At 72.9% G+C, this 18,581-nt stretch carries 17 protein-coding genes and 1 pseudogene; 11 read left to right on the top strand and 7 right to left on the bottom strand.

All coding sequences use genetic code 11. The features are described from left to right. Positions 1-17 precede the first annotated feature (17 nt). From ACQPY0_RS12410 to ltrA, 3 genes are all read left to right on the top strand, one after another. On the top strand, positions 18-347 hold the full coding sequence (locus ACQPY0_RS12410; protein ID WP_432988089.1) for a hypothetical protein: 330 nt from the start codon (positions 18-20) through the stop codon (positions 345-347). Continuing rightward, entirely contained in the window at positions 344-1,018 is a 675-nt protein-coding gene (gene biuH, locus ACQPY0_RS12405; RefSeq protein WP_432988087.1) for a biuret amidohydrolase, read from the top strand. Before ACQPY0_RS12410 ends, biuH begins: the two co-directional genes overlap by 4 nt. An 880-nt stretch (positions 1,019-1,898) precedes the next feature. Further along, the gene (gene ltrA / locus ACQPY0_RS12400) at positions 1,899-3,143 is read left to right on the top strand and encodes a group II intron reverse transcriptase/maturase (RefSeq protein ID WP_432988086.1); all 1,245 of its coding nucleotides are present in this window, start codon (positions 1,899-1,901) and stop codon (positions 3,141-3,143) included. A gap of 43 nt (positions 3,144-3,186) precedes the next feature. Here ltrA and ACQPY0_RS12395 read toward each other — a convergent pair whose 3' ends face one another. From ACQPY0_RS12395 to ACQPY0_RS12385, 3 genes are all read right to left on the bottom strand, one after another. Then, entirely contained in the window at positions 3,187-3,972 is a 786-nt protein-coding gene (locus ACQPY0_RS12395; RefSeq protein ID WP_432988084.1) for a zinc ribbon domain-containing protein, read from the bottom strand. After that, on the bottom strand, positions 3,953-4,948 hold the full coding sequence (locus ACQPY0_RS12390) for a hypothetical protein (protein WP_432988082.1): 996 nt from the start codon (positions 4,946-4,948) through the stop codon (positions 3,953-3,955). The genes ACQPY0_RS12395 and ACQPY0_RS12390 overlap by 20 nt, the downstream gene beginning before the upstream one ends. Before the next feature lie 992 nt (positions 4,949-5,940). After that, a complete protein-coding gene (locus tag ACQPY0_RS12385; protein ID WP_432988080.1) occupies positions 5,941-6,432 on the bottom strand; it encodes a hypothetical protein in 492 nt (163 codons plus the stop codon). 107 nt (positions 6,433-6,539) lie between these two features. On the opposite strand from ACQPY0_RS12385, the gene ACQPY0_RS12380 reads away from it, so the two are divergent. Then, positions 6,540-7,385, top strand: a complete 846-nt coding sequence (locus ACQPY0_RS12380; protein ID WP_432988078.1) for an NAD-dependent epimerase/dehydratase family protein — start codon at positions 6,540-6,542, stop codon at positions 7,383-7,385. A gap of 4 nt (positions 7,386-7,389) precedes the next feature. Here ACQPY0_RS12380 and ACQPY0_RS12375 read toward each other — a convergent pair whose 3' ends face one another. After that, positions 7,390-7,785 carry a DUF2267 domain-containing protein gene (locus tag ACQPY0_RS12375; RefSeq protein ID WP_432988076.1) on the bottom strand — a complete coding sequence of 132 codons (396 nt, stop codon included), beginning with the start codon at positions 7,783-7,785 and terminating at the stop codon, positions 7,390-7,392. 235 nt (positions 7,786-8,020) lie between these two features. Here ACQPY0_RS12375 and ACQPY0_RS12370 point away from each other — a divergent pair, with 235 nt between their 5' ends. The 5 genes from ACQPY0_RS12370 (at position 8,021) to ACQPY0_RS12350 (ending at position 12,376) form a co-directional block, all read left to right on the top strand. Further along, entirely contained in the window at positions 8,021-8,668 is a 648-nt protein-coding gene (locus tag ACQPY0_RS12370) for an Hsp20/alpha crystallin family protein (protein WP_432988074.1), read from the top strand. A gap of 24 nt (positions 8,669-8,692) precedes the next feature. Next, complete coding sequence (locus ACQPY0_RS12365) at positions 8,693-9,346, top strand: DnaJ C-terminal domain-containing protein (RefSeq protein WP_432988072.1); 654 nt, start codon at positions 8,693-8,695, stop codon at positions 9,344-9,346. Between the two features lie 20 nt (positions 9,347-9,366). Then, positions 9,367-9,942, top strand: coding sequence for an HdeD family acid-resistance protein (locus tag ACQPY0_RS12360; RefSeq protein ID WP_432988070.1), 576 nt, complete (start codon positions 9,367-9,369; stop codon positions 9,940-9,942). A gap of 148 nt (positions 9,943-10,090) precedes the next feature. Then, positions 10,091-10,933 carry an SWIM zinc finger family protein gene (locus ACQPY0_RS12355; RefSeq protein WP_432988068.1) on the top strand — a complete coding sequence of 281 codons (843 nt, stop codon included), beginning with the start codon at positions 10,091-10,093 and terminating at the stop codon, positions 10,931-10,933. 120 nt (positions 10,934-11,053) lie between these two features. Beyond that, positions 11,054-12,376, top strand: coding sequence for a hypothetical protein (locus tag ACQPY0_RS12350; protein ID WP_432988066.1), 1,323 nt, complete (start codon positions 11,054-11,056; stop codon positions 12,374-12,376). Here ACQPY0_RS12350 and ACQPY0_RS12345 read toward each other — a convergent pair. Next, complete coding sequence (locus ACQPY0_RS12345; protein WP_432988065.1) at positions 12,351-12,992, bottom strand: hypothetical protein; 642 nt, start codon at positions 12,990-12,992, stop codon at positions 12,351-12,353. The two genes, ACQPY0_RS12350 and ACQPY0_RS12345, sit on opposite strands and share 26 nt — an antisense overlap. A 137-nt stretch (positions 12,993-13,129) precedes the next feature. On the opposite strand from ACQPY0_RS12345, the gene ACQPY0_RS12340 reads away from it, so the two are divergent. Further along, entirely contained in the window at positions 13,130-14,503 is a 1,374-nt protein-coding gene (locus ACQPY0_RS12340; RefSeq protein WP_432988063.1) for an FAD-binding oxidoreductase, read from the top strand. A gap of 10 nt (positions 14,504-14,513) precedes the next feature. Next, a complete protein-coding gene (locus tag ACQPY0_RS12335; RefSeq protein WP_432988061.1) occupies positions 14,514-15,203 on the top strand; it encodes a DUF3105 domain-containing protein in 690 nt (229 codons plus the stop codon). 14 nt (positions 15,204-15,217) lie between these two features. Here the strand turns inward: ACQPY0_RS12335 and ACQPY0_RS12330 are convergent, their stop codons facing one another. Both ACQPY0_RS12330 and ACQPY0_RS12325 read right to left on the bottom strand, forming a co-directional pair. Continuing rightward, on the bottom strand, positions 15,218-15,613 hold the full coding sequence (locus ACQPY0_RS12330) for a hypothetical protein (RefSeq protein WP_432988059.1): 396 nt from the start codon (positions 15,611-15,613) through the stop codon (positions 15,218-15,220). Continuing rightward, positions 15,610-18,533, bottom strand: a pseudogene (locus ACQPY0_RS12325) (DEAD/DEAH box helicase). The gene ACQPY0_RS12330 and the pseudogene ACQPY0_RS12325 overlap by 4 nt, the downstream one beginning before the upstream one ends. Positions 18,534-18,581 lie beyond the last annotated feature (48 nt).

The raw sequence follows: 18,581 nt of genomic DNA, 5'->3' as shown, positions 1-18,581 counted from the left end.
TGTCGACAATCGACAGCATGGCCAGGACCACCACCCGACCCGGGGCATCCGGCGGAGCGCCACCGACGCGCTCCGCGCCCAGCACCGGCTGCAGGCCGCGGCGCTCGGCCCTGCCGACGATCCCGACCACGTTCACGCCGGAGGAGGTCGCCGCGGAACCGTTGCGGCGCGATGCGGTCCTCGGGCGCTACACGCAGTTCGCCGACCGGCTCGACCTGACCGTGGTGACCGTCCCCAATGGACACACGCCCGACGGCCGGCCCGCGAGCCTGTCGCTGATCGGTGCCGCGTTCCCGGAACCGGCGCTGCCGGCGCTGGGCGGGTTTCTTCCGCAGGAGGGTTCATGAGCGCAACCATCGGCCCGGTCACCGGCGCGCAGCCGTACGCCTGGCCCTACGACGGCAGCGTGCCGGTCGAGCGTACGGCCCTGCTGTGCATCGACTGGCAGACGGACTTCTGCGGGCCGGGCGGCTACGTGGACAGCATGGGGTACGACATCGGGCTGACCCGGGCCGGGCTGCCGGCGACCGCGAAGCTGCTCGACCATGCCCGCGGCCTCGGGATGCTCGTCGTCCACACCCGCGAAGGCCACGACCCCGACCTGTCGGACCTGCCGGCGAACAAGCGCTGGCGCTCGGCGCGCATCGGCGCCGAGATCGGCTCGACCGGCCCGGGCGGGCGGATCCTCATCAAGGGCGAGCCCGGCTGGCAGATCGTGCCCGAGGTCGCCCCGCTCGCCGGCGAGGTCGTCGTCGACAAGCCCGGCAAGGGCGCCTTCTACGCCACCAACCTCGACCTGGTGCTGCGCACGCACGGCATCACGCACATCATCCTGACCGGCATCACCACCGACGTCTGCGTGCACACCACGATGCGCGAGGCGAACGATCGCGGCTACGAGTGCCTGATCCTCTCGGACTGCACCGGCGCCACGGACCCCGGCAACCACGCCGCCGCGCTGCACATGGTCACCATGCAGGGCGGCGTCTTCGGCTGCGTCGCCCCTCCAGCGACGTGATCGCGGCAACGTCCATCTAAGGTCTGTATCAAACTCGGGTTTGGTGTCCGCGAGATGGAACAGTCCGGGTTGTGCGTCTCGTCGTTCCGGTGTGGTCCCGCATGTTGGGGTGCGGGTCTGGTCCGGGTTTGTCGAGGGCGTCGTTCCGGCAGTTCGCCGAGCACGCCGGCACCGGCCGTCTGGGGTGGCTGGTGCTGCGCTGCGGCCGCCGCGGTCGGGCACTGGTTGGGTGCCGGTCGGGGCGGTGGTGTCCGGTTGACTCGGGCATTGTGAACATGAACGTCGGAAGCGAGGCAGACAAGGATGGTGGTCTCGTGGATGGCGGTGCTGCATGAGAGATGGAGGTTTGTTGGCCCTCTGGAGTCGTCTTGCGGAAGGTGGCTCTAAACCGCCGCCTGGGGCCTTGGCTGAAGACCGTGGTCTTGAACGTTGGCGGAAAAGGCGCGGCGATGACTGCGTCAGGTGTGGATCGGGAAGATGAGCGATGAACGGAAGTTCTCTGCCGTTGACGTATCGAAATCAAGATAGGTGACATCAGAACCGGGGCCGTGCTCGAGTCCCGGGATGAGTCTGGGAGAAATTCCGCTTACTGCCCAGGTGGTGTCCGGTATACAGGCAGCATGAGCCCGGTCCAGGCTCTCATGTGGAACATGTGAAGGCACGAACGAAACTACTGGACGGTGCCCGGAAACGGGAACCGGATCGGTGAGAGGGAGAATCCCAAGCGGCGGAATCCGCGAGGGACTGAGTACCGTCGCGGGAGTGCTGGCGGACTCGCCCGTAGTAGCTGTGATCCGCCTGCGTATCGCAGTGGGTGGGGGAGCGAAGGGGTGGGGTCGTCCGGGCGAACGCATGTGATCAACCGGAAGGGAGGAGTCGCATGAGTGAGCCGAGGTTGCAGGGCAAGGCGTATGACATCCCTAAGCGGTTGGTGTGGGATGCGTGGCTGAAGGTGAAAAGCAAAGGCGGAGCGGGCGGGGTTGATGGGGTGTCGATCGAACAGTTTGAGGTGAACCTGAAGGATAACCTCTACAAACTGTGGAATCGCATGTCGTCGGGGAGTTATTTCCCTGGCCCGGTCCGGGCGGTGGAGATACCCAAGAAAGGCGGGACAAGGGTCCTCGGTATCCCGAATGTGGTCGACCGGATCGCTCAGACGGTGGTGGTGTCCGTGGTGGAGCCGAACGCGGAACGGGTGTTCCACGATGACTCCTACGGGTACCGGCCGGGGCGGTCGCCGGTAGATGCGGTGCGGGTGTGCCGGGAGCGGTGTTTCAGGAAGGACTGGGTCGTCGATCTGGACGTGCGGGCCTTCTTCGATTCCGTGCCGTGGGCGTTGATGCTGAAGGCGGTGGCGCGTCACACGGACCAGCAGTGGGTCTTGTTGTATGTGGAGCGCTGGTTGAAAGCGCCGATGCTGATGCCGGACGGCACCTTGGCCGCGAGGGTGAAAGGAACCCCGCAAGGGGGTCCGGTATCCCCGTTGATCGCCAACATTTTCCTGCATTACGGCTTCGACAGCTGGATGGGCCGGGAGTTCCCGGCCGTGCAGTTCGAAAGGTTCGCGGATGATGTGGTGGTCCACTGTGTGAGTGAACGTCAGGCACATCAGGTGCGGGAAGCGATCAGCGTCCGGATGGTCGAGATCGGGTTGGCACTCCACCCTGACAAGACGAAGGTGGTGTACTGCAAGGACTGGCAGCGGCGGCAGGAGTATGAGCTGGTGTCGTTTACGTTCTGTGGGTACACGTTCCGGCCCCGAAAGGCGTTTTCCCGGACACGGAAGCAGGCGTATACCGGCTTCCTACCGGCGGCCGCCACGGAGAAGCTGACCGATATGAGCCGCAAGGTGGCGGCATGGCGGTTACACAGGCACACGACCTGGACACTGAATGACCTCGCTAAGGAAGTGAACCCGGTCCTTGCGGGCTGGTTGAACTACTTCACCGTGTTCTACCCGAGCGCGGTGATCCCGCTCTGCCAACGCGTTGATCGCCATCTGATGCGTTGGGCGAGGTGGAAGTACAAACGCCTGGAACGCAGCGAGAAAAGAGCCAGGGATTGGTTGGACGGCGTCCGGCAACGGGCGCCCAACCTGTTCGCGCATTGGCAGTTGCGGTACTGACAGCCCGTCAACTGGACGACACGAGCCGGATGAATCGAGAGGTTCACGTCCGGATCTGTGGGGGGCCGCGGGTGAGACTCCCGCGGCCTACCCGGCGGGCTCCTTGCAGCCCTTCCTTGATGGCATCCATGCCGTGGGTGGCGAGGGTGGTCTGCGCGGCGGCCCAATCCACGCGGGCGGTGCCGGGCACGGCCGGGTCGGTCAGCACGGTGTGCGCCCCGATGAGAGCGGCGACAAGGTCGCGGTCGCCGGTGAGGCCGCAGTGTGGGCAGGTGTGACGGCGGTGGTGGAGCTGTTTGGGGACGCGGGCGGTGCAGAGGCAGTGCTGGGTCCAGGCGGTGTCCCGGGTCCCGGCCCGGACCAACCCACCACCACCGGCCAGGGCGGCAACCTTGGCGGCTTCCCGATCGACGGCGGCCAGCAGCGTGCCGGGGGTGAACGCGTGGATGCTACGGCCCCACCGCCGCGCCCACGCCCCCAGGTCACCGGCCTCGACAACCAGGTCCGGGCCGTGGCTGGCGACGATGCCGGCGGCGACGATCCGGGCGCGGGTACGCCCGGCCTGGGTACGGGCCGCGCCGTCAGCAGCCGCCTGGGCGCGCAGCCGCAGGTATCCGGCCGAAAGCTGGTCGCGGCGGTAGGCCTGCACCGGAATACCCGCCGCGTTGGCCATGCGGGCGCCGCCCGGCACCGAGACCTGCACCGGGGGTAGGCCGGCGGCTTGGCGGCGCTGCGCCCGTTGCTGCTGCCGGGCTGAGAGCCGGTATTGGGTGGGGTTGGTGGCGCGGCGGGAGCGTTGCAGGGCGCGGTTACGCCGCCGCTGCCGCAACCGTTCCGCCGCGAGGCCGGTCGGCGTCGGCGCCGGTCTTCGCGATCTGGGTGGCGCGCACCCCGCCGCCACCGCGGTCGGTGTCGATCGGGACGGAGACGACGGCCAGGTTGGACACGTTGACATCGACGCCGCCGCGCCGGTGCAGGGCCGCAGCCGCCCGGCGGCGGGCCACGACCGTGGGGGAGGTGTAGCCGGGGCCGAGGACCATCACATGGGCCTCGTACCGCCACCCACCCGGGGAACCCGGGTCGCGATACCGCACGAGGTCGATCTTGTGCCAACGCTGCGGGTCGGCGAGATAGTGCTCCAGCACCGGCTGACGGCCGGGTCCCTGCGGCAGGCGGACCGGCAGCACCAGATCCCGGGCGCCGGTGCCGGTCAACACCACGGCGAGAGGGCCGTCATGGTCCCACCACGACCGCACCGGCCGACCGCCGGCGGTGGGGGTGACGGCGGGCATCCGCCGCGGCTGCCACAACCGCCCCGCCCGGCCGAACACCGCGTCATGCCCAGCCAGGGTGCCGGCCAGGCGGAACGTCTCCCACTTCCGTGCCCTGGTATGCGACCGCGCCCGCCCCGGGATACGGCTGAACGTCCACCAGCCGCCGACCCTCGGCCGGCCGTGCCGGCGTCCGGTCGCGTCGGGGAACAGGTGCCGATCGGCGGCCTGCCAGACGCTGTCGGCGACGTGCATCGCCACCGCCTTCGTACAGGAGCGGCGCAGATGCGGGGCACGGTCCAGGTGTCGGTACGCGGCATGCTCCAACCCGGTCCGGGTCAACCCCAGCCGGTCGCGGACCACAGCCGGACCTGCGACGGCCCGCGCGTGATGCGCGGCCCTGTACGCGTCGACCCGTGCGCGGGCGTCACGCTGCACCGCCTGTTGTACCGCGAACACCGCTGCGAAGACCCGCTCCGCATGCCGCCGCACCGCTGGGTCATGCACATCCAACGGCAGCCGCAACACCGACACCGGACCGTCGTACCGCCACGGCACCGCATGGTTCGGCCCGCGCCGCCGTATCGAGCCCGCTGCCGCCACACCGACCAATATAGGGCCACACGGCCCACAGTGCTAGATCTCCGTGCTCGAATTTCGAGACACGGCCGACGAGAGCCCGTATCGAAGTCAGTGATGTGCACAGATCCGGCGTGCCGGTGGCCGAGACATCGCGCGGTCTGCGGTACGAGGGGTTTCGACGTCACACGCAGACCTCGTGACCACAGCAGCGGTGCATCGACGGCACGACCGCACCGACCGGCTGCCAGCGGGCGGTCCTCGAACCACTGCCGGCCCACCGGACCCCGGCCCGGCCGGCAGCCCACCCGGACGAAACAGCAACCCCATCGACGCGACTCGGCGACGGACCCGGCCGGGACACCATGGCGGGACAACGCAGTGCCACAGCCGTTCGGGCGGCGGGGTACAGCCTGCCCCGCCGCCGGCAACCGGACGGGACCCGGCCGCGAATCCCGACCGTGTCACAGGCCCTCGCCGACCCGGCCGGGCGAATCACCTGGGATGCGTCCGTGGACTCCACAATCCCCCGGGAACACCAGCACACCGCCGAGGCGCGCAACAGGGGGATCTGCAGGCCCGACCGCCCGGCCGGGGGTTCGTGAGGAGCCGGCGGCACACGCACCGGGCCGGTCTCGTGGCAGGCTGACCACGAAGCCGCATCCCGGCTGCGAACAAAGGCCAGAAACCGTTGCCGATCATGTCGACCACCAAGCAACGCGGGGACAACCCCAGCACATCCCGATCCTGAACGACATCCGGATACCCCACCTCGGCGAGGGCCGACCCCGGACCCACCCCGACCAGGGATTGGCCGACAAGGCCCACACCCCACAGGCGAACCGCCGCTACCCACCCCGGCACGGGATCAAGGCCACAATCCCATCCAACGCCGACTCTGATACAGGCCCCTAGAACCGCCGCCGCGCGAGCGATCGGCCGCGCGCCTACGGCTCGTCGCGCGGGCGGGGCGGCAGGGCGACGAGCATGGCCGCGAGCAGCGCCGCGCAGACGCCGAGCATCGCCAGGCCCGCGGTCGCCGGGACGTACCACCGCGGCGCCTCGGCGGCCACGTCCGCGCCGATCTCGGCCGCCGAGGCGCCCGGCCCGACGATCCGCGGCGCGACGATCGTGCCGCGGCCGAACAGCGCCGGGGCGAGCCCGGCGGCCACCAGCGCGCAGACCAGCCACACGACACCGCGGCGCAGGCTCTGGGCGGCGTATCCGCAGCAGCCGGCGGCCGCGACGGCGAGCCCGAGTCCGGCCAGCACCGCGATGCGCCCCCGGTCGGCCCCGCCGGCACCGTACGCCAGCTCGTAGCCGGCCTCGACGCTCTCCCGCGCCACCACGCCGGCCAGACCACCGGCGAGCGCGGCGGCCCCGGCGGCCAGCAGCACCCACCGGGCCAGCCCGCGGGCGAGCGCCACCGAAGCGTCCACGCCCCCGATCCTCCCAACCGCAAGCGCCTGAAACCCGCCGCCGCAGCGGATTATTCCGAGTTCTAACACACGCCGCGGCAGCGCCCGGGCCGCTCTAGCGTGAGGCCATGAAAATCGTGTTGACCGGGGGTACCGGATACATCGGCTCGGCCGTCGTGCGGGCGCTCGTCGCCGGCGGGCACGGCGTCACGGCGCTGGTGCGCGGCGACGAGGCGGCCGCGAAGGCGCGCAAGAACGGGGCCGAGGCGGCCGTCGGGGACCTGTTCGACGTGGAGTGGACCGCGGCGCGCTTCGCCGGGGGCGACGCGGTGGCGCACATCGCGGCCACCGGCGGGCCGGACAGCCCGGACCTCGACCGGGCGGTCGTGGCCGCGGCGGTGCGGGCGCTGGGCGGCACCGGCAAGGCGTACGCGCACACCAGCGGCATCTGGCTGTGGGGCGACAACGCCGACATCAGCGAGGAGTCGCCGCTTTCGCCGCCCGCGCTGACGCGGTGGCGGGTGCCGGTCGAGCAGTCGGTGCTGGACGCGGATCTGCGCGCCACGATCGTCGCGCCGGGCATCGTGTACGGCCACGGCGGCGGCATCCCCCACGGCGTGCTCGCCCCCGCGCGCGACGAGCGGGGCCGGGTCCGGCTGATCGGCGACGGCTCGCAGCGCTGGACGACGGTGCACGTCGACGACGTCGCCGCGCTGTTCCGCATCGTGCTCGAGCGCGGCGAGGCGCTGGGCCGGGTCGTCGTGGCGTCGGGCGTGAACCCGACCGTCCGCGAGCTCGCCGAGGCCGCCTCCGGCGCAGCGGGCGTCGCCCCCGAGACGCCGGAAGAGTCCCGGGCCCGGCTGAGCGCGCCGTTCGCCGACGCGTTGCTGCTCGATCAGCAGGCGACGGCGGCGAAGGCGCGCTCGCTGGGCTGGACGCCCACGCGTCCACCACTTGTCGACGAACTTCGATAGATTCTCACACCGGCAGCAGCGACGAGTCGGCCTCGGTCAGGGCCAGCACGTCGCTGGTCAGCGGCTGGTAGACGCGGCGCAGCAGCGCCGGGTCGCACGCGCCGGCCACAGCGGCGAAGACCGCCCGCGCGAGGGGCTCCGCCTGCGCGGGCGGCACGTCGGCGCGGGAGGCCACGTCGGCCAGGAAATCGAGGTGTACCTCCTGATCGTAGAGGTGCTGGAAGGACCACAGGGGCTCGGCGAGAGTCGGCGGGAGTTCGGCGGCCAACTGGTGGACCCAGCCGTCGGGCAGCCGGTTCGCCAGCGCGTGGAGCACACCGCGCAGGGCCCGGCGGGCGCGCTCGGCGTCGGCGATGCCGGTCTTCTCGCGTATCTCCGCGATGAACACGTCTTCATACATGCGGCTCACGCTGCCGGGGCCGCAGGTGAGCGGCCATCACTCGGCGCTCGGGAAAAGGCGCGTCCCCCGCGGCCTGACTTATCGGACTTTTCGCCTGACGCACGATATATCCGTTAAGTCCGTTACCGGCGAGGCCCGGCGGCGCCGCTCATCCTTCGCGGGTGGGACCGGCTCACCCCGCGCTCGCCCAGCATGGCGGGGTACCAGGCATCCCGCCAACTTGGGAGGCGTCACCATGACACTGCTGGTCACCCGTCCCCGCCGGCCCCTGGCCATGTTCCCGGCGCTGGGGCTGCCCGTGACGAGCGGCGCGCCCGTCGACGTCGAGGAGACCGGCGACGCGTTCCGGATCGAGCTGGACCTGCCGGGCGTGGCCACCGACGACGTCCAGATCGAGCTGTGCGACAACGACATCCGCGTCTTCGGCACGTTCGGCGAGCGCCCGCGCGAGGGCACCCTGCGCCATCACGCCAGGCGGCAGGGCGAGTTCGACTACATCGTCGAGCTCCCGGGCGGCGTCGAGGCCGACGGCGTGACGGCCGACCTGGACGGCGGTGTGCTCACCATCGTCGCGCCGAAGGCGCACGGCGCGCAGGCGCGGCGGATCCCCGTGGGCCGGACGATCGAGGGCGGCACGAGCACCGCGGCCGGCCCGGGCAAGGCCAAGAGCCCGGGCGCGGCGCAGGGCCCCGGCGCGAGCGGGGCCGAGGGCCCAGTCGTGCCGGACACCGCCGAGGGCAAGGTCCCGCTCGCGCCGGACACCCCGGCCGCGCAGGCGAAGCAGATGCGGGAGGGCCGGTCCCGGCCCGGGCCCGCGAGCCAGCAGACAGGCTCGACGGGCGTGGGCAGCACGGGCCAGGTGGGCCGCAGCTCGACGCCCTGAGCCACGCCGACGGACCCGTACGCGGTGCTGGGCGTCGACCGCGGTGCCGGGCCGGACGAGATCCGGCGCGCGTACCTTCGCCTGGCCCGCCGTCACCACCCCGACGTCAGCGCCGAGCCGGGGGCGCAGGAGCGGTTCAAGGAGATCGCCGCGGCGTACCGGACCCTGGCCGGGCGGATCGAGATCGACCTCGGCGCCGAGGTCACCGTGGCCGTGGAGGTCGCCTTCACCGGCGGCCGCGGGCGGGTCACGGTCCCCGGCCCCGCGGGGCGCCCGCGCCAGTACGACGTGGCCGTCCCGGCGGGCGTCGCCGACGGCGTGCGGCTGCGGCTCGCCGGCGGGCTCCTGCTGGTCGTACGGCTGGCGCCGCACCCCCGCCTCAAGGTCTCCGGGCGCGACGTGATGGTCGAGGTGCCGGTGAGCCCGTGGGAGGCGGCGCTCGGCGCGGCCGTTCCCCTCGCCCTGCCCGCCGGCGACCTGCGCCTGGACGTGCCACCGGGCTCGTCCTCGGGCCGCCGCCTGCGCCTGCGCGGGCACGGCCTGCCCAACCCGCGCGGCCCCGCCGGCGACCTGTTCACCGAGCTTCGCATCGTCGTACCGCGGCGGCTCACCCCCGGCGAGCACGCGCTGTTCACGCGTCTGGCCAGCGAGTCGCCCTTCGACCCCCGTCAGTTCTAGATTTCGTGGAAGGGGATCACATGCTCAAGAGGGAAGCCTGGCTGCTCGGCATACGCGGCGTGCTGGCGATCCTGTTCGGCATCGTCGCGTTGATCTGGCCCGGCTTGACGGTCATCGCGCTGGCGGTGATCTTCGGCATCTTCGCCATCGTGACCGGCGTCGAGCAGCTCGTACACGCAATCCGCCCGGTCCCCGGGCCGTCGAACCCGGTCACCGGCTTCGCCGACGGCACCGGACCGCGGCTCGCCCGCGGCGTGGCCGGCGTGGCCGGTCTGGTCCTGGGCATCATGGTGATCGTCTGGCCCGGCGTGACCGCGATCGCCCTGGCCTTCCTGGTCGGCATCTGGGCCGTGATCACGGGCCTGTCCGACCTGTGGCTGGCCACCCGGCAGCACGGCGGCTGGAGCCTGGCGCTGATCGGCGCCCTGGCCATCGTGGCGGGCCTGTTCATCATGGTCCGCCCGGCGGCGGGCGCCCTGGCCATCGCGTGGGCGATCGGCATCTACGCCATCGTCAGCGGCGTCCTGCTCCTGGTCGCCGCCTACCAGCTGACGCACCAGGGCACGGGCCGCGGCCACATGGCCCCGGTCCACTGACCGCGGTCCTGCGCGAGTCCGGCCACGCGCCGGGCTCGCGGGGGCGCCGGCGCAGCTCATGGCCGCGGGCCCGGGCTGAGTAGACTGCGGGCATGTTCGTGGAGTTCGTGCCGCGCCGCGTCGCCCCGGGCCTGCAGCGACTGCGGGCGTGAGCACGCCGGAGCACTGGGGGACCCGGGCCGTCCGTGTCGAGGGCGGCATCCGGGCCCGCAGCACGCGCGGCGCCATCGGCGAGAGCTGGTGGTCGCGGCGCTTCCTGGCGGTGCTGGAGTCCTTCGCGCTCGGCACGCGCCTCACGCGGGGCCGCAACTACGCCCGCGCGGGTCAGGTCCTGAAGCTGGACGTCGCCCCGGGCACGGTCACCGCCACCGTGCAGGGCTCGCGCCCCCGGCCCTACTCCGTCTCGATCGGCCTCGCCGTCTTCTCCGACACCGTCTGGGCCGGCATCGAGCAGTCCCTGGCCGCCGAGGCGCTGGGCGCCGCCAAGCTGCTGGCCGGCGAACTGCCGCCGCACGTCGAGGACGTGTTCCGGGCCGCGTCCGCGCCGCTGTTCCCGGCCCGCCTGAGCGACCTGGCGCTGCGCTGCAGCTGCCCCGACCAGGCCGTGCCGTGCAAGCACCTGGCCGCGACGTTCTACCTGCTGGCCGAGCGCTTCGACGCCGACCCGTTCGGCATCCTGCTGTGGCGGGGGCGCTCCCGCGAGGCGCTGCTGTCGGCGCTGCGCCGGCTGCGCTCGGGCGATGCCGGACCCGATGAGCTGGAGCCGGTTGCCGGTGAGGTCTTCTCGCCCGTCGGGACCGCCGGCGCCCTCGCCGGCCTCGCCGAGCCGGACGTGGAGATCGAGCGCTTCTGGCTCTCCCCCGTCCCGCTGACCGATCCGGAGCCGTCCTTCGTGACCGAACGGGACCTGCTCGTCCGCCAGCTTCCGGCCCCGCCGCCGGAGCTGGGCGGCGCCGAGACCCTGCGCCTCCTGCGTCGCTGGTACCACTGAGTTCCCGGCACTACCCGGTTCCCGGCGAACCGGTCGAAAGTACGGTCGTGACGCTGCTCCGTGGTGCGCGAAAGCTACCATTGCGCGTCTGGTGTCGTACCGAATGATCGGAGCGAACGCGTGAACCCGTGGGAGCAGGTCGAGGCGCTGCGGTTTCCGGGGCGGGAGTTCGACCCGGCCACGGGGGTGGCGCGCTTCCACTATGCCCTCGACGACCTCGTGCTGAGCGAGACCGTCGACTTCGGACCGCCCGCCACCGAGCACCCGGCGCTGGAGCGGGTGCTCGACCTGCTCTACGTGGCCGCCTCGACGTCGTATTACAAGATCGCGGCGCCGCGGCAGGTGGTGCTCGACGGGGTCGCGCTCACCGCCGGCGCGCTCGGCTGGGTGCGGGCGCTCTTCCACGACGGGCTGGGCGAGTTCGCGTACCGCAACAAGCTGGAGTACGTGCTGGACCTCCCGGTCGAGACCGGGGCGAGCGCCGAGCCGCCGGCCTGGACGCACACGCCGTCCGGTGCGCCGCTCGTCGCCGTCGGGGGCGGCAAGGACTCGATCGTGTCGATGGAGGCGCTGCAGCTGGGCGGCCTCGAGCCGGTGCTGTTCGCGGTGAACCCGAACGCGATCATCCGCAGCGTGATGGCCGTCTCGCCGCAGCCGGTCCGCACCGTGCAGCGCCGGCTCGACCCGCGCATGCGGGAGCTGAACGAGGCCGGGGCGTACAACGGCCACATCCCCGTCACCGCGATCAACTCCCTGATCGCGGTGGCCACGTCGCTCATGCACGGGCTCGGCCCGGTCGTCATGTCCAACGAGAGCTCCGCGTCGGTGCCCAACCTGAGCTGGCTGGGGCGCGACATCAACCACCAGTGGTCCAAGGGCCTGCCGGCCGAGCGGCACCTGGGCGAGGCGCTGCTGGCCCACGCCGGGCTCCGGGACGCGTATTTCTCGCTGCTGCGCGGCCTGTCCGAGCTGCACATCGCCGGGCTGTTCGCCCGGTTCACCACCTACGACGAGGTCGTGACCAGCTGCAACGCCGCGTTCAAGCTGCGCGACGCGTCCGAGCGCTGGTGCGGGCACTGCCCGAAGTGCCGGTTCGTCTTCCTCGCCCTCGCCCCGTTCACCGGCCGCGAGCGCCTGGTGCACATCTTCGGCAGCGACGTGTTCACCGACATGACGCAGCTTCCGGGGTACCGCGAGCTGATGGGCCTCACCGCGCACAAGCCGTTCGAGTGCGTGGGCGAGATCGAGGAGTCGCTGGTCGCCCTGCGGCTGCTGACCGAGCACCCGGACTGGCGCGACTCGCCCATCGTGACCGCGCTCGCCGCAGAGGTGCCGGCGCTGCCCACCGACGCCGAGGTCGACGCGGCCTTCGCGGGCGACGGCCCCAACCTGGTGCCGGCGCGCTATCTCGCGGCCCTCACCTCGCTGGGGTCTCCCCGGTAGGCGAGGCGACCAGCGCCCGGATCGCCGCCACGATCCGCGGGATCTCCCGCCGCTCCAGCTGCGTGAAGCTGTCCCCGTAGGCCGCGTCCCGGACCAGCATCGCCAGCCCGTCGCTCACCCGGCACCGGGCGACGGCGCGGGCGATCATCGCGACCGGGTAACCCCCGGCGGGCCGCGCGAGCAGCCCGGTCGTCCACTCGCGGGTCTCGGGGATCTCCTGCATCTCGGTCCACTCGAAGCGCCCGATCACCCACAGCGCCCCGACCTCGATCTCGTCGATCTCCTCCCGCGGCCGGCCGAAGCGCTGCTTGACGAAGCGCGAACGCCGCTCGACCACCGGGGTCGGCGCGATCCCGGCCGCATACAGGTCCATGGCCGCCTGCCCGGACGTCACCCAGGACCGCTCGGTCGCCTCCCGCGCGTCGGCCCGGGCGTCACGGTCCCCGCGGCCCGCCACGCGCCGGCGCCGCTGCAGGCACTGGATGCACAGGGCCGGATAGCCCTCCCCGGTCACCTCGTTGTGCGCCTGGTGGGACATGCAGAACGCGCGGCCGCACTCGCGGCACCGCCCGATCGCGAGCACCGCGCATCCATCGATCGCACACTCGGCCGGCATGGGCCGACCATATCGCGCCCGCCGCGCCCCGCATCGATCCCGGGAGACGCAGGTCACACCCGGCGGGTCTCACAATCCCGCCGGGCCGTTCGTCCCTCCTGCGTACGAATCCGGATCTCCCGCGTGGAAGGAACCTCATGAGCTCAGCGCTGGCAAACCTTCGCCGTGACTTCGGCGGCGACATCATCGAGCCGGGCGCAGCGCAGTACGAGTCGGCGAGCCGCTCGGTGCTGGCCTCGGGCCGTCCGGCCGGTGTCCTGCGGCCCGAGAGCGTCGAAGACGTGCGGGCCGGCGTCAGATTCGCCGCCGGCGCCGGGCTGGTGCTCTCCGTGCGCGGCGGTGGCCATGCCTTCGCCGGCTTCGCCACCAACGACGGTGGCGTCGTGATCGACCTCGGCAGGCTCGCGAACATCGAGATCGTCGACGCCGAGCGCCACCTCGTGCGGATCGGCGGCGGCGCCAACTGGGGTCAGGTGGCCGCCGCCCTGGCCCCGCACGGCCTGGCGATCTCCTCGGGCGACACCCGCAGCGTCGGGGTCGGCGGGCTGACGCTGGCCGGCGGCATCGGCTGGAAGGTCAGGAAGTACGGCCTGGCCCTGGACAGCCTGGTCGCCGCGGAGGTGGTCACCGCCGGCGCGGAGCTCGTGCGGGCGAGCGCGCAGGAGAACCCGGAGCTGTTCTGGGCGATTCGCGGTGGCGGCGGCAACTTCGGGATCGTGACCGCCTTCGAGTTCGTGGCCCACCCGACGACGGACGTCTTCCACGGCCGGATCACCTTCCCGGCGTCGGAGGCCGCCACCGTGCTGCAGGGCTGGGCGGAGTACCTGCGCACCGCCCCCGAAGCGCTCACCTCCGTCGCGAACCTCGCGAACCCCATCGCCGGCGGGCCCGAGGCGCCGGTCGAGATCTGCGTCGCGTTCGACGGCGACGACCCGCGGCTCGCCGCGACGGCGATCGACCCGATCCGCGGGCTCGGCACGGTGCTCGACGACGATGTCGCGCTGAAGCCCTGCGCCGACACGCTCGTGGACGGCATGACCCCGCCGCCCGGCATCCAGCTGGTCACCCGCAGCGCCTTCGTCGACAAGGAATCGGTGTCCGAGGTCCTGCGGATGCTCGCCGAGATCGGGGCGGCGAAGGGGTCGCCGTTCATCTCCGTCCGCAGCGTCGGCGGCGCGGTGTCCCGGGTCCCCGCCGACGCCACCGCCTACGCGCATCGCCAGGCGGAGCTGATGTTCGTGACCACCATCGCGGGTCCGAAGCCGGTTCTCGAGGCCGCCCGTCCCGCCCTGGAGGCGATCTGGGGCCGCCTCGCGCCGCACGTCAACGGCGTCTACGCGAACTTCCTCGCCTCCGCCACCGAGGAGGATGTGGCGGCGATCTATCCAATCGAGACCTATCGACGGCTCGCGGTGCTCAAGCGTCAGTACGACCCCGGCAACCTGTTCGCCGGCAACCACAACGTCCGGCCCGCGGGGCCGCACACCGGGGACGGCGACGCGCTCCGGTAGTGTCGGCGCCATGACCGGCGCCTTCCCCGAACCGCCGCCCCAGCCGCCCTACGCGTACGGGCCGCCGGCGGCGCCGGGGCCGAGGCCGGGCGGCGGGAACCGCACGGCGATCATCGCGGTCGTGAGCATCGTCGGGGTGCTGGCGCTGGCGTGCGTGGCCGGGATCGTCGGGGTGTTCTGGTTCGTGAACCGGGACAACGACCGCGGCGAGGGCGCCGGCGGGGACATCACCGGGCTCATCGACTACCGGACCACGCACCCCGACTGGCTGGAGCGCGATCACCTGCAGCCCGGCGAGACGATCGAGTATCCGATGAAGCCGGCCGCCGGCGGCAAGCACGCGGGCGTCTGGCAGCGGTGCGCCGGGGATGTGTACGACGAGCCGGTGGCCGAGGGCATGGCGGTGCACAGCCTGGAGCACGGGGCGGTCTGGATCACCTACCGGCCCTCGCTCGCCCGGGGCGACGTCGACCAGCTCGCCGCGAAGGTGCGCAGCAACGACTACCTGCTCATGAGCCCGTACGACGGGCAGCCCAGCGCGGTCTCGCTGCAGGCGTGGGGATACCAGCTGCGGGTCGACTCCGTGAACGACCAGCGGATCGACGCGTTCATCACGAAGTACCGGCAGAGCGCCTCCCTGGAGCCGGGCGTGCCGTGCAGCAACGGGCTGACGACCGCCGAGGCCAGCACCGGCGGATGAGGAAGGGGCCCGGGTCAGAGGGCCGCGAGCACCGCCAGGGTCGCGTCCGGGTCGTGGCTCAACGCCGGGCCGGACGCCAGCCGCGCGGCCTGGATCGTCGCGACGGCGGGGCGGCCGCGTACGATGGCCAGCCGCAGGCGCACCGGCGTGCGGCCGGCCGGTGGCAGACCGAACCGCAGGACCGTCAGCAGCGCGGCGATCGCGCCGGGCTCGTCCACGCCCGCGGGGAAGACGATCAGGCCGCCGTCGCCCATCTGCTGCAGGTACACCCGCGCGAACTCGATGCCGGCGAGCGTCGTGGCGCGCTCGACCGCCGCGTGCAGGCGCCAGTGCAGCTCCCGCCGCGGCGGCGGCTCGCGACGGTCGAGGGCCAGGCCGAGGAAGGCGCATAATCGCGCGTCGGCGCTCATGACGGGTCGAGGGTCAGCAGGGCGCGCAGGTCGGCCGTGGACAGCTCGGTCAGCCACTGCTCGCCGGTGCCGACGATCTTCTGGGCCAGGCCGCGCTTGTCGCCGATCAGGGCGGCGATCTTCTCCTCGACCGTGCCGGCGGTGACGAACTTGCGGACCTGCACGGCGCGGCGCTGGCCGATGCGGAACGCACGGTCGGTCGCCTGGTCCTCCACGGCCGGGTTCCACCAGCGGTCGACGTGGATGACGTGGTTGGCGGCGGTGAGGGTCAGGCCGGTGCCGCCGGCCTTCAGCGACAGTACGAACAGCGGCGGCGAGGCCGCGGACGCCTCCTGGAACCGGGCGACCAGCGCGTCGCGGGCGGCCTTGGGCACGCCGCCGTGCAGGAAGGCGACCTCGCGGCCGAAGCGGGCGGAGAGCTCGGCGCGCAGCATGGCGCCGAACTCGGCGTACTGCGTGAAGATCAGTGCCCGCTCCCCCGCCGCGAGGATCTCCTCGGTGATCTCCGTAAGGCGGGCGAGCTTGCCGCTGCGCCCGGGCAGGCGGCTGCCGTCGCGCAGGGCCAGGGCCGGGTGGTCGCAGATCTGCTTGAGCCGGGTCATGGTCGCGAGCACGAGGCCGCGCCGCTCGATGCCGCCGCTGCCGTCGATGCGGGCCAGCATGTCCTCGACGACGGCCTGATACAGGCTGGCCTGCTCGGGCGTCAGGCTGCACACCACGTCCATCTCCAGCTTCTCGGGCAGGTCGGAGATGATGGTGCGGTCCGTCTTGACGCGGCGCAGCACGAACGGCTGGGTGACGCGGCGCAGGCGCTCGGCGGCCTCGGCGTCGCCGAAGCGCTCGATGGGCTCGGCGAAGCGCTCCTTGAACTTCGTGGCGCTGCCCAGCAGGCCGGGGTTGGCGAACTCCATGATCGACCACAGGTCGGCGAGGCGGTTCTCGACCGGGGTGCCGGTGACGGCGATGCGGTGACGGGCGGGCAGCCGGCGTACGGCGGTCGCCTGCTTCGTCGCCGCGTTCTTCACGGCCTGGGCCTCGTCGAGCACGACCCGGTGCCAGTCGACGGCGGCGAGGGCGTCGGCGTCGCGGGTGGCGACGGAGTAGGTGGTCACGACGACGTCGAAGTCGGCCGGGTCGAGGGCGCGGGCCCGGTCGGCGCCGTGGTGGACGTGGACGCGCAGGCCGGGCGCGAACTTCGCCGCCTCCCGCTGCCAGTTGCCGACCAGCGACATCGGGCAGACCAGCAGCGTCGGGCCGGGCGCGCCGGCGGCGAGCAGGGCCAGCAGCTGGACGGTCTTGCCCAGCCCCATGTCGTCGGCGAGGATGCCGCCGAGCCCCGCGGTCTCCAGGAAGCGCAGCCAGCCCAGGCCCCTTCGCTGGTACGGCCGCAGCTGCCCGCGGAACCCGGCGGGCACGTCCGCCTCGCCGATGCGCACGTCGGCCTCGCCGCTGAGCAGGTCGCCGAGCCAGCCGTCGGCGGCGACCTCGACGACCGGCAGCCCGCCGGGGCCCTCGGCGGCGCCGCCGGCCAGGTGCAGCAGGTCGGCGACGGTCATCGCCTCCAGCTCCCGGTGGCGCTCGATGAAGGAGAGTCCCTCGGCGAGCCGGCGCGGGTCCAGCTCGACCCACTGGCCGCGCAGCCGGACCAGGGGCGCCTTGAGGTCGGTGAGGCGGCGCAGCTCGTCCTCGGTCAGCGGCTCGTCGCCCAGCGCCAGCTCCCACCGGTAGTCCACGACCGCGTCCAGGCCCAGGCCACTGTCGGTGGCGACGGTGCCGGGGGCCGCCCCGGACGAGCTCTTGGCGGTGAGCCGGGCGCCGAGGCGGGCCGAGGCCTTGCGCCACCAGCCGGGCAGCACGACGCCGAAGCCGGCCGCGGCCAGCAGCGGTGCGTGCTCGCCGAGCAGCCGGTGGGCGCCGTCGGTGTCCAGGCTCAGGGCGACCGGGCGGGCCTCGCGCAGGGCGTCCTCCAGCGCGGGGTACAGCCGGCTGGCCCGTCCCAGCTCGGCCAGCAGCGTCTCCTGCGGGGCGGGGATGTGCCGCTGCAGGGCCTTGAGCGCGCCGCGGGAGCGCCACACCCGGCCGGCGTCGACGACGAGCGTCGGCTCGTCGGCGGCCTGCAGCGCGAACTCGAGTGTCCACCGCTGCTCGGGCGGCGGCTCCTCGCCGTCCTCGGGCTCCGGTGGCTCGACCAGGCGGAAGCAGGCCCGCACCGCGCCGCCGACCGCGTCGGCCTCCCACGCGGCCAGGCGCCGCCGGAGCCGGTCGAGCTCCTGCGGCCCTACGCCCGCGATGCGCCGGTCCCGGCCGGTCAGCGCGGCCAGCCACGGCTGCGCCGGCGGGGAGTCGGCGGGCAGCGTGGCCCGGGCCGCCGCGTCGACGAACGCGTCCAGCGCCTCGCTCACCACGCTCGCGCGGGTCGCGGCCGGGGCGGCGGCGAGCGCGGCGGGGGCAGCGCGAGGGCCAGGGCGCGGGCGTAGGCGGCATCGCGGCCGGTGAGGACGGGCGCCCAGCGGGCCTCGGCGCCGACGATCACGGGCAGCAGCCGGCCGCGGGCGACCAGGCCCGCGGCGAAGGACGCGAGGCTCGCGAACCACTGGGTGGTGCCGGCGAGCGCGATCTCCTCGCCGGCCATGGCGAGCAGGCCGCGCAGCAGGGCGGGGGCGTCGTCGGGGGTGTACTCGACGGTGTCGACGATCCACCCGCGCGGCCGGGCCGTGCCGGCGGCGACCGGCGAGGCCTCGGGGCGGCCGTCGAGGGTCGGCAGGGTCAGCGCCCGCTCGGCGGTGATCCCCGCGTCGCCGTCGAGTTTGAGACCGGAGACGGCGAAGGGGTGCCGGTGCTCGCCGCTCGCGGGCAGCGACGGGTCCTCGGCCCACAGGCCGAGCCGGCCTTCGACCCAGAGCGCATGAACCACGAGCACTGCAGAAGCGTAGTGGAGGCCCAGCGTATCGGCGGGACAAGCCTCTGT

Source organism: Dactylosporangium sp. CA-233914, assembly GCF_050942935.1.
Classification (GTDB): Bacteria; Actinomycetota; Actinomycetes; order Mycobacteriales; family Micromonosporaceae; genus Dactylosporangium.
Note: the sequence above shows the minus strand (reverse complement) of the source record. Positions and strands in the feature narration are given on the sequence as shown.